Genomic DNA, 13580 nt, shown 5'->3' with positions numbered 1-13580 from the left:
CTTAAAAGGTACACAACTTGCCGAAATTACAGCTATCGGTGTATATATGTTTGATATATATCTTAACAAAAACAAACTGAGCGTTAGTTTATCTAATGAAGTTAGAAAATCAAGCGAACCTACCACCCCTACTAAAACAGAACTAAAGAGAACGATATTAGCAGCATTTCTACCATATATTCTCATTCTTTCCAGTCGTTCAAATGACTTTGAAGATATGCCCACACCTTCCATCTCGCCCGCGGCTTCGGCCGCTGCTTCCATAGCATCTTTCTGAGATTCCTTTGTATCTTGTCCCGCTTTCTTCTTTTGTTTAACTTTTGTCAAAATAAACATGAACACGATCAAAAAAACGATATTGAAGCCTGCCAAATAAGGTTCAAAGTAAAATAAAAAAATTAGAGAAACAAAGGCTTGAGCAAAAACAAAAGCATTCAAGAATAAGGCCCTCACCGCTCCAAATGTACCATCCATATTTTTATAGAATGTTTCATCGCCATCACAGCTAATAATATGAGTTGAACTTTTATACTTTGCCAAAAGACTTTCTCTTAATCTTAAAACCAATCTAGAAAGTCCAACCCTACTTACTGAAAGAACCTTAGAACTAAGCACTAAAAGTAAAATTGCCGGAATAAGAGAAATTACTAACTGTTCAACTTTAGTAAACTCAAATGGGATATATGAAAGGGCTTTAGTTATATATCCGGAACTTGTATCGTCGATATAGTGCTGCACACCAAAGTAGAATAGGCCGATCGCAAAACCTTGAAGAAATATTGATGCTATATATATTGCCACGAGCAATAAAAATGAAGAGCGCTCTTTATTAGAAGCGCCCTTAACTAGAAGATAAGACAGGTTCATCAGAGAAATAAATGCAGCATACTCACCTTTGCTTAGATATTTATTCATTATATGTACTGAAATATTTTTTCTTTAAAAACTTTTACGGCTCGCTCTGTATCAGATTGTAACTCTGATCTGCACACAGGAATGCCTTCAACGCGAATGCCAGAAAGAAGGCATTTTTTAACTAGTCTGTTAGATACCTTACGATTACCAATAAATTTCACGGTGCTAAATGAGATAAAAATTATATCCCTTTCAATCTCTTTCTCTAGCTTTTCGATTGACATGGGAATGCGAGAAAGAATTTTTCTCTTAAATCGCATTGGTAGTTTAGCGTCAGAAACTACTCTCGCCAGCTTATCTATGAATTTTGAGTTTTTCACAACAACAGTTTTATCGGTAGTAATGATCTTCTCGCGCCACTCACTTTGGCTTAAAGGAATATCATCGTTATCAATATGTTCTATACACGCTTCATATAAATACGATGTCACGGCCTTATCACCAAAGATGAATATTTTCTTGTCTGGAATCTGTCGCAAAGTTTCAGTCTTCTCTGTGATAAAACCATTCGAAGCAGCGAGTACTGTTGCAGGGTGCTCTAAAGACAAATCCTCGCATTGCTTTAATGAAAAATCACTTATTATCTCTTTGAACAAAAAACCGTTTGTCCCGTTTAAAAGATCATCATCTACCATTACATTTCGCTTGATCTCGTAGTCTCCTACGAGACTGGAGTACTGAAAATACATCGATGCTCCTATTTGATATCTAAGTAAGCTTTTACAACTTCAATAATCTTATATGTAGACATTTCGCTACTGTAAGGCTGAATAGAACCTTTTAGCATTGTCATACAATAATCTTTGAGTGTTTCACTAGTCATATTGTCGAAAGCATCAATCGTATGGATATATCCAAGTTGATGAAGCTCTTTCCAGATAGGGTCATCACGCAACACTACAGACTTCACACCAGCGTAAGCAGCATCTTTTGGAAGACCACCTGAGTCTGTGACAACACCAGTAGCACTTTTTAGCGTTTTGATCACTTCTGAATATTTTAACGGCTCAATCACTTTAATTTGACTACTTTCCAAAAGTGCCAATTCTTCAGCAGAAGCCTTTACTCTAAGGCGCGGATGCAGAGGAAGGATGACTTCTGAACTTTTTGAAAGCTCAACCAACGTTGCTAGAATCAAGCGACGACGTATATCATCATCTACGTTTTCAGCTCGATGGATGGTCACGAGAATTCGATCTTTTATATCCGGCACTTCACTCAGCCGTTCACTCAGCCGTTCACTCATAATGTGAAACGCATCATACATCAGATCCCCAACTAAATGGTTTCTGTCTGATGGCAAACCTTCTTTAGATACGTTGTTATGGTCTAACTGAGTTACACAGAAATGGTGCTTTGCAAGATGGTCAGTAACCTTTCGATTAACACCTTCTTGGATACCTATGTGTTCTTCAGTTCTAACACCGGCCTCTAAGTGTCCGTACGGAATGTCTAACTTTGCACATGCGATTGAGCCTGCAAGAGTGGAATTCGTATCACCATAAAGAAACACATAATCTGGTTTAAATGACGCTAGCTCATTCCAGATGTTTTCGATCATCATCGGAATTTGTTTTTCAGGTCCAAACCCTGCAATATTTCCATAAGTGATATTTTGGAAAGCAAACTCTTTAATTAGTTCCTCTGACATATTTTTATCGTAGTGCTGACCTGTATCATAGATTTTTTGAATGATACTCTCATCAGAGTAAAGAGCGGTCCATAATGGGAACAGCTTGATATATTGAGGTCTTGTTCCAACTATATGTAGGATTTTATTAGTCATTTTTCACACTCATTGTTACTAATTCAAAACGTTCGGCGTAACGAAAGCCCGAAGCGATACCGGCTTCTATAGCGAGACTCTCAATCACATTAGGCTGGCTATAACTTCTTTGGGATTGGCTTTCAAAAGCAGAAACAGCTTCAATCTTTTTCCTTAGGTTGTCTTCTGTAAGCTCAAAAAACACATTACCCACTACTTTTCTGGTATTCCAAGGATGAGTGTAGCCTAGTAGGGTAGATTGTTTAAATGCTCTAATTGCTTCGCAAGCTAACGTGTTGTGATCTTGATGATAATCATTTTCGGAGCTTGTAATCACTAAATCAGGCTTAATAAGCTCACGCAATTTTATAAGATCTTCAAGAATTTCCTGGCGATAATAAGAAAACTTTCGTACAGGATAATCATAGAAGTGAATATCTGCTTTGAGGCCCAAAATTTCAGCAGAGGCTCTTTGTTCATTTAGCAATTTTTGGGCATCCGCACTCTTAGGCAGAGATTCAATTGGGTTACTAAATACAGCAAGATAAACCTCTACACCTTGTTCTATGAGTACTCGCACTAAGCCTGCAGCACCGAACTCTGTGTCGTCAGGATGCGCAGAAATGAATAGTGCCCGTTTTGTTACGTTAAAAATCATTTTTCTACTCGTAGTTTTTTAGCAGGATTTCCAGCTATAACTCCAGCTTCAAAGGATTTTGTGACACAGGCTCCTATGCCAACGAAAACCTCATCCCCTAGTTCAGCACCGTTGATAACAGAACTATTCGGTCCCAACCAATCACCCTTGCCTATAGTCACCGACCCAGACAACGTTGTTGAAGCCGTTAGAGTAGAATTCGCACCTATCTGACAATTGTGGGCAATATGGACATGGTCATCTACGAGTACATTTTCTCCAACATTTGTTGCTTTAAAGGTGCCAGCCACAACAGTGACGTTATTACTGATCTTAGTGTTTCTACCTATGTAGGCTCCACCTGTATGGATAAATTGATAACCCACACTATTAAGTCGGCCAAAACCGAATCCTTGAAAACCTATCGAGCAATTGGCACCAATTTCTACGCCTTCATCGACATAAACATTAGTATCAAGCTGGGTTGAATGGTGAATTTTGGCGCTTGGATGAACATAACTAATTTGATCGCATTTAGTCCACGCACCACGCCTCGATCTCACCGCGATATTCATTAAGTAAGCGTAGACATCTCTCGGGTTGTTACAAATACACAGTGTAATATTTGTCGCGGATAACCAATTTTCAGGTTTACATTTTGCAAGAATTACAGAGACCACTTCAGTGTTGTCTAGTGTCCAACCGTTGTCTTTTGTGTTAAATACAATTGAGAAATCAGTAATGCTTGATAGAGTCTTAAACTCATAGGGGGCTTCGATCGGTCGGCCATGTACTTCGGTTAATCTGGCAATGTCCTTAATTACATATTTATCTAGAATAATTCTCACGTTTGCCATTTTATAAACCTATGAAACTAGAAAGTTGTTGGTTGACTTGGCCATTTTCTTCAACGACACCTTGTACATTTGGGAGTGGAAGATAATCAACGATCCATCCGTCTCTGCTAAACTCACTGGAAATATATATACTTTCATTTTCAGGTAACTGACGAATCAAACAACAGGTAGATATGTTTATATCCTCAAAAAGGATATTACCTTTATAGTTCTTCAGTTCCTTTTTCAACTCCAAATATGAACTGTTATGTTTTTCAAAATAGTTATCAAGTACTTCCCAGTTTCTTTTCTTAAGGTGTTTAGCCATGGCTAAAGGAAAATCGGCTGTTAAACTAACTCGTTTAACATTTTCCAGTCTAGTTTCACTCTGGTTTTTACTAGTGAGTCTATTTAAACTCTGATGACATCTCAATTTAACAAATTCGATTCGGCTTTCTTTTGAATATTGATAAAAACCTTTATCTTCTTTTCTTGGGCTGACTATAAAACTGCTACGTGTCTTGTTTCTGGTAGAGTCAGAGACGTGTCGATATTTTACGACGTCAGAGTCCGGGTAAACTATTTTACCTAACTTGGCAATTGTTGCCCATAAGTCATAGTCACAGCAAAACCCTGTATAGTTTGGTGGCAAACAATCATAGAGTGAATCCGAACGTTTCCACATCACGGCGCAACCGTTAACGTAATTACCTTCATACAACCGATTCTCGATTTTATCTTTATCAGGAGACCAAATTGTAATACGTCCATCGATGTATTCGTATATTGCCTTACCGATGGCCATTGAAGCATCAGGGTCTTTTTCAAGGGCCTCTACAAGCTTGATAATAGCGTACTCTACGTGTAGATCATCTGACGGTAGGTAGATACAGTACTTTCCTGTAGCAAGTTCATGCCCAAGATTAAACGTATAAGTTGAAGCAATAATACCTGTACCCGGCTTCTTAAAGTATTTAACATTAGGGTACTCTTCAGCTAGATGTGCCAGCTCCTTATCACTGCCATCATCTATGATAATATGCTCATAATTTGGATACCTCTGGTCTCTTATTGATTCAATGCACTCTCTCAATAGAGGGTATCTTCCGTTCGACTCGCTTACATAAGCAAACGTGATAACTGAAACTTTAGGAAAATTATCCATTATAACACTTCCAAAAATAGTCGAGTTCTTCGTCAATTACTTGGGCTACATTTTCCTTAGAGTGCCTCAAAGCTCTTTCTAGCAAATAAACTCGTAACTCTTCTCTTTTTTCTGGACTTATTGAGGTAATTTTATTTAACTTGTCCATAAAGTCGCTCTGATTACCATCCTTGATTGTAGTCCCTTCCTCAAGGTCCCAGAAAAAAGGGTACTCCTCCCCTAATTCGTCCACTCGAGCATCATAACGGGGTAATAGTATAGGAACACCAGCAGCCATTGCCTCTAAGACTTTCAAAGATCCAGCTATGTTTCCCGACGCATCTTGGTTGTACCAAATTGCAGATGCACTATGTAACATATCTGAAACTTTTTCTTGCGGTATTCTGGGCACATTCACTATTTGATTAGGAATGCTAATTTTCTTGCCTGCACCCACGCATTCAGCTTGGATTTTTCTAGAGACTGAGCTATTAGATAAAGCGGAGATGACTTGATATGGGTAATTAGATGGTCTAATTGGCCCGAAATGACGGATAATTTTCTTCTCGTTTTGAGTTTTTCTGAAAATCTTTACTAATTTTTGTTTAAAACTTAGTGGAACTACCACGCTTTCTACTTTCTCTTTTTCTTTTACAAAATGCGAATCATCAATAACCTGAGGAAATAGAATACATATTTCAGGAGCTTTCATGTTTTCTGGATAGGTTGCTTGAAAGTACTCATATTTGCTGCTGTCATACTTCTGAAGTGCAGTTTTCCAAGGTTTGGTCATACATACTATACCATCAGCTTGTTCAAAGCACTCTTCATCATATGGGCTAGCAAACCAAAGTTTGGGAGAAGGTGAATCTAGGAAAACCTGCTTGTTGTTGCGAATGTAAACTAGATCATACTCCCCGTCTTTAGGCGTATGAATAACACGATTCTTATCACCAAAAGCCCTATCTTCAGGATTAACAATAACACCATTATAATATACCTCATACTCTTCGAGCATTGATCTAATGATATTCATTTCGTTTATTCTATCGCCAGACATTGGCTCAAGGTATGCTTCTGAACTCAGCAAAAAATATATTTTCTTCTTAGGTGCGATCATTTTTTCTGACTCTTTCTATAAATTCTAAGTATCTATTTGGTATATCTTCACTAAAAAAAACCATCGACTCGTTCTGATATTTACTACTAACATCATCATAGCAACTTATCGAATCTAATATTTGCTTTGCGGCTTCATCAACGCTTTCAATTGTATGACACATAGGGAACGCACGTTTCGCTCCATCAAAAGGAGCTAGCAGTGGCCAGTTTCTAACTACAGGGACACATCCATAAGCCATACCTTCAATAATAGATTCATGAGAACCTTCCCTTTCGCTAGTGGAAAGCATAAAGCCAACTTTTCTAAAGAACGAGTCAACATTAGAAATATATCCTAATTCCTGAACTACTCCGTCCGGGAGTAAGCTAATTTCCTTAAGCAACAATTCGTTTTCTTTTGAGTGTATTTCACCTAAAGTTTGACCACATAGCAATAGTTTAAACTCATTATCCTGTTGATAAACAATCTTAAAAACTTCAAATGCAAATCTAAAATCCTTGACGGGTAATGCATATTGCATCATTCCCAGAGTTTTTTTTCGACCTAGAGTAAACTCTATAGAAGCAGGACAAACGCGTTTTTTACAACGAATATTATCAATAACATCAATAGGAAGATTAGCAGGGAGCAACCACCCCCACATTTCTAAAAACATATCTCGAATGCCGTTAGAAATGAAAACTAAGCCATCGATTCGACCAAAGTTTATTGTTGGAGGGAAAAATGAAAGAACTTCGTAGGAATGAATCCTGACGATAATTTTCTTGTCTGCACCACTATTTTCAAGCACCCAATTGGTATTATGATTAAGCCAATCAACAAATATCACGTCAGATTTCGCGTAATACTCATCAAATTCAACAGAAGTATACTGCCTGTTTTCTTTATTAAATTCTTGCTTTTTCCGAAATGTTATCGCAAGGTTTTTGAATGCTTTTTCCCTATGATATTTTGATCTATTCTTAATTTTATTCTCTTGAAAAAAGAGTGAATCAAAGTCATTAATATCATACTTTAGACAATCAATGCCTTTTTCCTTAAACGTATCATAGAGAGGCTCGATAAAGTGCCAGCTCCTTGTAGTAAAAAGGATACTTCCATTGAATGCCCCATATTTTACCCTACTCTCGGCTGTGTTATTCGCTTTTTTTGCTAGGTGGCGACCCAGTTTCGAACTATCCAAACCATTAAGAGCCTTCCTATAATTTTTGCCTAGTCCTTGGTAGGTATTCAGATCGTGCAATCTATCGTTGTCACCAGTTTTTTCATTAAAAATAGCAGATAGAATTTCTATCTTAGCAACATATCCAAGGTTAACGAAAAAAGGAGAAATGCGAATAACATATCTCAGAATAGTAACAATAAAAGACTTAATACTTCTTTCAACGTCATTCATTATTTTTTATAGATATCCATGCATTGGCAAGCTAAAAACCTGTTTTGAAAGTTTCTCTGCTATTGGGAAATCACCTTCTTTGTAGCCTAGATATTTAAATGCTGTCTGCATATGCATACATGTTTTATAGTACACCATTGTTGGTATACCTAAAGAACTGTACTCTTGCATTGAGCGTTCTCTATTATCGCTAACTACCGTATATTGAGCCCAAGAGCTGTAATAACCATCTGGTGTATAAGGTGTTATAAATTTATCTGATAGACATTTATTGTAACTTTCTGCAGCTTTATTTCTGTTTTCTAACTCCGTAGGGAATTCAGCTAATTTCTCAAGGAGGATCGCAGCCTGAATAGTATCTAAGCGACTATTTAAACCAATTCTAACATTGTCATATTTGTCTGTTCCTTTACCATGAACACGATATGACTCAATTAATGCAGCCAGTTTGTCATCATTGGTAAAAATAGCCCCACCATCACCATAGCAACCTAGTGGTTTTGCCGGAAAGAAGCTTGTTGTAGCGATATTCCCGAAACTGCCAGCTTTTTTTCCGTTTATGGAACCGCCGAAACCTTGAGCTGCGTCTTCAATCAGTTTCAAATTATATTTATTTGCAATTCTTTGCAGCTCTACATAATTAGCCGGAAGACCAAATAGATCAACGGATATGATTGCTTTTGGTTCCAGATCGCCTTGTTCTATAACCTTGACAATTTGACTTTCTAAGCTTTTAACGCAAATATTAAATGTACGCTCATCAGAGTCAACGAACACTGGAGTAGCTTTAGCATAAGCAACAACTTCAGCCGTAGCAAAGAAAGTGAACGTTGGACAGAACACGGCGTCTCCTTCACCAACTTCAATAGCCATTAAAGCTAACTGAAGTGCATCTGTACCATTAGCACATGTAAGGGCGTGTTTTACTCCTACATATTCCGCCAACGCATCTTCAAGTTCTTTAACTTCAGGACCCATAATATAATGACCGTGATTTAAAACGTCTTGAATCCGTTTATCGATTTTGCTTTTTAGATGCTTATATTGTGATTCTAAATCTATAAATTGCATGAAATTCTACTCTGAAAGCAATGAAACTGTATCACCGTCAAGCACATATTTTTCGCCGGTATGCTGACATGTAGCAATACCCGATCCCGATACTGGTAAATCGATTTGTTCGCCATACTTGCTCATCCAACCAATTTGCTGGGCAGGAACACCAACCATCAATGCATATGCTTTTACGTTCTTATTGACTACTGCACCAGCACCAACCAGTGCGTATTCGCCAATTTCAATACCACATATAATTGTACAGTTGGCACCTAGCGTAGCCCCCTTCCTAACAGTAGTCGTTAGATACTCATTTTTTCTCTCTATAAAAGAGCGAGGGTTGTATACGTTTGTGAAAACCATGCTAGGTCCACAAAAAACACCATCTTCTAACACTACATTATCGTAAACAGAGACATTGTTTTGGATTTTAACGTTATCCCCGATTACGACTTTGTTACCAACGAACACGTTTTGTCCAAGAGAAACACCCGTACCGATTTGGGCTCCCCCACAAACATGAACCCAATGCCAAATTTTTGAGTTTTCTCCGATAGATGCACCGTCATCAACAATTGCGGTTTCATGCACAAAGTAAGTCATTTTTTATTCCAATCGAAAAAGAACACCGAAGTGCTGCTTTTATATTTTCAAACTAGTTTAGCCATTAATGGATGATGGTTTTTACTGGATGTTTCAATTGGCATCGTCCTGATTTCGTCAACAGTTCGAATTGCGGTTTCGTTATCATCCAATCCATAACCCTTTCCAGCAAGAATTCGTTCATAGCTTTTAGTGTGGAGGCCTGTAAAACCACCAGAGAACTCAAGTTGCTCACCTTCGATGTCAATACTTCGGTAGGTTTTCTTTTCTCCCTGCACTGCGTTATCAGGAAGATTACCTTCGTCGATAGATAAAAACCACTTAACGCACGCTTTTTCATATTCCAGATAGCCAGCGGTGGTCTTATCATCGCGATAGTGCACTTCATTATGCTTGATATCGCCAAAGATGAAATGGAGCATGTCATAGAAATGAACACCAATGTTGGTAGCAACACCACCAGACTTTTCTTCAAATCCTTTCCAAGATTTCAAGTACCACTTACCTCTAGATGTCATATAGGTAAGTTCAACGTCAAATATTTTGTCTCGTGGAGAGTTCTGTACTTTTTCACGCAATGCAATGATAGAAGGGTGCAGTCTCAGTTGGAGAATAGTATTGACCTTGGCACCATATTCTTTCTCATAAGCCTTTAACGTGTTGATCTCTTCATAGTTAAGGACTAACGGCTTTTCACAAATCACATCAACACCACTTTTGAGTGCAAATTTCATATGTGGTGAGTGAAGATAGTTGGGAGAGCAAATTGAAACAAAATCAAGCTTTTCGCCTTTCAGTTTCAAGTCTTCAACATACGCCGAAAAATCTTCAAATTCAGTAAAAAATTCTGCATTTGGAAAGTAGCTATCCATTATACCAACAGAGTCGTTAACATCCATCGCCACTGTGAGTTCATTTCCTGTGTCACGAATTGCAGTTAAATGTCTTGGCGCGATGTATCCAGCAGCGCCAATTAAAGCAAACTTTTTCATTGTTCGAACTCCACATTACAGACGCAGATCAGCATCACCTGTTCCAAATACATACTTAATGTCGTAAATTACATGGTTAGCCTTTACCAAACCTTTAATAACGTTCAAACCCATCTCTTTAAATTCATTGTGGTCAACAGCCAAAATTACGCCGTCATAATAATTCCTCTTAAAGTTCTTAACTAATTCAATGCCATATTCTTCTTTCACTTCTATTGAGTCTGCCCAAGAGTCATAAATGTCGACATTGATATTAAAACTCTTCAATTCATTGACAACGTCGATAATCTTTGTATTACGAACATCAGGACAATCACCTTTAAATGTAAATCCCATAATCAGCACATTGGCTTCATCGATATGGATCTTTTTACTGGCAAGCTTTTTCACCATTTGTGTAGCAACATATATACCCATTCCATCATTAATACGGCGTCCAGCTAAAATCACCTCTGGGCGGTAACCTACCTCTTGAGCTTTATGGGTTAGATAGTAAGGATCAACACTGATACAGTGCCCACCAACCAACCCTGGTTTAAAAGGCAAAAAGTTCCATTTAGTCCCTGCAGCCTTTAACACCGCTTCTGTATCAATACCTAGCTTGTTAAAGATTTTAGCAAACTCGTTGATAATCGCGATATTTAAGTCACGTTGTGTGTTTTCGATTACTTTCGCAGCTTCAGCAACTTTAATCGAAGGCGCTTTATGGGTACCTGCTGTAACAATAGAAGCGTAAACTGAATCCACAAAATCAGCCACCTCAGGTGTCGATCCAGACGTGATTTTCATAATAGTAGTCAGTCGATTTACTTTATCACCAGGATTAATACGCTCAGGGCTGTAACCTGCAAAAAAGTCACTGTTAAGGACTAAACCTGACTGTTTCTCAATGATAGGAAGACAAACTTCCTCTGTAGCGCCTGGGTATACTGTGGACTCAAATACGACAATATCACCATGTGAAATCACTTTTGCTAACGCTTCAGATGCTTTTTTAAGTGGGTTAAGGTCGGGTGTTTTTTCGTCCGTAATTGGTGTCGGGACGGTGACAATATAAAAATTGCAGTTTTTAATATCTTCAAGCTGATGCGTGTAAGTCAGCAAAGGTGAACTATTGAGCTCTTCTTGGCTGCATTCTAGGGTTAAATCAACTCCAGACTGTAACTCAGCAACCCTTTTTTGATTAATATCGAAACCTGTGGTGCTGATTTTTTTACCAAATTCAACAGCAAGTGGCAAACCAACATAACCTAAGCCTATAATACCAATATTTAAGTTTTCTAATTTCATTTCTATTCTAACCCACAGTTCAAAGGTTCAATGGCAAACCGACTTCTTTATGATCACGAGCAGAACGATAAATACCAATCAGTAGCTCTAACGACTTTAAGCCCTCTCGTCCATCGGTTTCTGGTTCCGCATTTCCGCGCAACACATCAGCGACATTTTTAAAGTATGGTGGATGACCAAAACCATACACAGACGTCGTTTGATAATTCGCTTGGTCTATTTGCTGGTCATACTCTTTCGACTCTTCAAAATTCCATTCTTGTATTTCATTGACAGCCACGCCCCCAATACGAACTGTTCCTTTTTCACCAAGAATGGTAATAGAACCTTCTAAATTATTAGGGTAAGTACACATGGTGACGGCCATAGAACCAAGCGCACCATTTCGCCACTTCATATTCACCACACCAGTATCTTCCACTTCTATATCACGATGCGTTGATGTCATGGCATGTAAAGAGTCTACCGGACCAATTAGCCAGTGCATCAGATCAACATAATGAGTAGCTTGATTCATAAAAGCCCCACCATCCATGTGCCAAGTGCCTGACCAAGCTGCTCGGTCATAATATTCTTGCGGTCTAGTCCAAAACACATTTAAGTGAACCATATGAATTTTTCCAAAACGCTTTTCGGTTACCGCACGTTTAAGCAATTGCAGCGTTGAATTTCGTCTGTTTTGCTTAACAACAAACAGTCTCACCCCTGCTTCATCGCATGCATTCACCATAGCAAGACCATCTTCCCACTTTGTCGCCATCGGTTTTTCAGTAATAACATGCACTTTAGCCTTCGCTGCCTTAATTGTTTGGCTAGCATGTATTCCACTCGGTGTACAAAGCGTAACTAAATCTAACTGCTCAGATTCAAAAAGCTTATCGATAGAGATATAGCCAGGAACCTGATAACGTTCTGTATGTTCAGCTAGAACAATAGGGTTGTTATCACAAACAGCAACAAGCTCATATTCTGGATTCAGTTGTTCAATAGAAGCAAAATGGTTTTTTGAAATACGCCCACATCCAACAACGGCTATACGGATTTTCCTTTCTTTTATCATTAATTGTTCCACTCAAATTTCATGAAGTGATTCATTTTTGAATCTCGGTTTTTCACATCACCTGAGACACTTTCTTACCACGGAAATCGCATGAACCTCACCGCCCTGTAAGGCTTTCGAGAACCTTACTTAGGTAGTTTTCGTCCATTGCGTAGTTCATCCGTTTACGTTTAATGCCACCTTTAAAGGTGGTTTCACTCTTTAATAGATTCAAACACATCTGCCTGATCCTTGCTAAAGCCTCTGCGCGATCATCGGCTCTAATACGAGAATTATCCTCACTAAATGCGGTATCAAGGGACCAATGCATGGCCTCTACGCCTCAATGAGAACGCGTCGCTTCAAGCAGCCTTTGAGCTTCTAATTCTTTAGAGCATATATAGTAACGAATACTCACATCTTGCTCTGTTGCTACAGCCGATTCTTGGCGAATTGAAGCGACGATGCCCATTGATTTTAGCTCGGGGCCATTCATTCTCAATATCACCTAAAACCGACAAATCACAGTTCACTAAAGCCACTCTCGTTTCCGTTCTTCCGTGACTTTTTTCTTGAGCACTGTAAGAGCTGCCGTCAAAGTCTTGAAGCATGTCCATTCGAAAATAATCATCAAAGGCTTGCTCAAGCATTCCCTGATACCTTTCACTGCTAACAAATAATCCGCTTCTTTATCGAGGATTTTCTGCGCTATTTTCTTTTGGCATCCCATTGCATCAATCGTAACCAAGCAGCCTTTTACCTCTAGCAAGTCAAGTAGCTTGGG

Annotated in this window: 13 protein-coding genes and 1 pseudogene; all 14 read right to left on the bottom strand. The window is 38.5% G+C overall.

The genetic code is table 11. The annotated features are described in order from the left end of the window. On the bottom strand, positions 1-915 hold a 915-nt coding region (locus tag AACQ21_RS17035; protein ID WP_105977572.1), incomplete at its 3' end, for a hypothetical protein. Beyond that, positions 915-1604 carry a hypothetical protein gene (locus AACQ21_RS17030; RefSeq protein WP_094144640.1) on the bottom strand — a complete coding sequence of 230 codons (690 nt, stop codon included), beginning with the start codon at positions 1602-1604 and terminating at the stop codon, positions 915-917. The genes AACQ21_RS17035 and AACQ21_RS17030, both read right to left, overlap by 1 nt. Before the next feature lie 8 nt (positions 1605-1612). Beyond that, the gene (locus tag AACQ21_RS17025) at positions 1613-2701 is read right to left on the bottom strand and encodes a UDP-N-acetyl glucosamine 2-epimerase (protein ID WP_105977571.1); all 1089 of its coding nucleotides are present in this window, start codon (positions 2699-2701) and stop codon (positions 1613-1615) included. Next, the gene (locus AACQ21_RS17020; protein WP_105977570.1) at positions 2694-3338 is read right to left on the bottom strand and encodes a PIG-L deacetylase family protein; all 645 of its coding nucleotides are present in this window, start codon (positions 3336-3338) and stop codon (positions 2694-2696) included. The genes AACQ21_RS17025 and AACQ21_RS17020 overlap by 8 nt, the downstream gene beginning before the upstream one ends. Next, positions 3335-4174 carry a UDP-3-O-(3-hydroxymyristoyl)glucosamine N-acyltransferase gene (locus AACQ21_RS17015; protein WP_094144643.1) on the bottom strand — a complete coding sequence of 280 codons (840 nt, stop codon included), beginning with the start codon at positions 4172-4174 and terminating at the stop codon, positions 3335-3337. Before AACQ21_RS17015 ends, AACQ21_RS17020 begins: the two co-directional genes overlap by 4 nt. A gap of 1 nt (position 4175) precedes the next feature. Continuing rightward, positions 4176-5318: a glycosyltransferase gene (locus AACQ21_RS17010; RefSeq protein WP_094144644.1), complete on the bottom strand. Its 1143-nt coding sequence runs from the start codon at positions 5316-5318 to the stop codon at positions 4176-4178. Then, positions 5311-6417: a glycosyltransferase gene (locus tag AACQ21_RS17005; protein ID WP_105977569.1), complete on the bottom strand. Its 1107-nt coding sequence runs from the start codon at positions 6415-6417 to the stop codon at positions 5311-5313. Before AACQ21_RS17005 ends, AACQ21_RS17010 begins: the two co-directional genes overlap by 8 nt. After that, positions 6404-7816, bottom strand: a complete 1413-nt coding sequence (locus AACQ21_RS17000) for a glycosyltransferase (RefSeq protein WP_105977568.1) — start codon at positions 7814-7816, stop codon at positions 6404-6406. Before AACQ21_RS17000 ends, AACQ21_RS17005 begins: the two co-directional genes overlap by 14 nt. Before the next feature lie 6 nt (positions 7817-7822). Next, positions 7823-8887, bottom strand: a complete 1065-nt coding sequence (locus tag AACQ21_RS16995; RefSeq protein WP_094144755.1) for a DegT/DnrJ/EryC1/StrS family aminotransferase — start codon at positions 8885-8887, stop codon at positions 7823-7825. 6 nt (positions 8888-8893) lie between these two features. Then, positions 8894-9475, bottom strand: coding sequence for an N-acetyltransferase (locus AACQ21_RS16990; protein ID WP_105977567.1), 582 nt, complete (start codon positions 9473-9475; stop codon positions 8894-8896). A gap of 47 nt (positions 9476-9522) precedes the next feature. Beyond that, a complete protein-coding gene (locus AACQ21_RS16985) occupies positions 9523-10467 on the bottom strand; it encodes a Gfo/Idh/MocA family oxidoreductase (protein ID WP_094144757.1) in 945 nt (314 codons plus the stop codon). A 15-nt stretch (positions 10468-10482) separates the two neighbouring features. After that, entirely contained in the window at positions 10483-11757 is a 1275-nt protein-coding gene (tviB, locus tag AACQ21_RS16980; protein WP_105977566.1) for a Vi polysaccharide biosynthesis UDP-N-acetylglucosamine C-6 dehydrogenase TviB, read from the bottom strand. Between the two features lie 19 nt (positions 11758-11776). Beyond that, positions 11777-12817, bottom strand: a complete 1041-nt coding sequence (locus tag AACQ21_RS16975) for a Gfo/Idh/MocA family protein (RefSeq protein WP_094145292.1) — start codon at positions 12815-12817, stop codon at positions 11777-11779. 97 nt (positions 12818-12914) lie between these two features. Continuing rightward, positions 12915-13580 (bottom strand): annotated as a pseudogene (locus tag AACQ21_RS16970) (ISAs1 family transposase); the annotation flags it as partial.

It is taken from the genome of Vibrio sp. V01_P9A10T6 (assembly GCF_963877065.1).
GTDB classification, from domain to species: Bacteria; Pseudomonadota; Gammaproteobacteria; order Enterobacterales; family Vibrionaceae; genus Vibrio; species Vibrio anguillarum.
The sequence above is the reverse complement of the archived record's forward strand: the minus strand, read 5'-3'. Positions and strand labels throughout refer to the sequence as shown.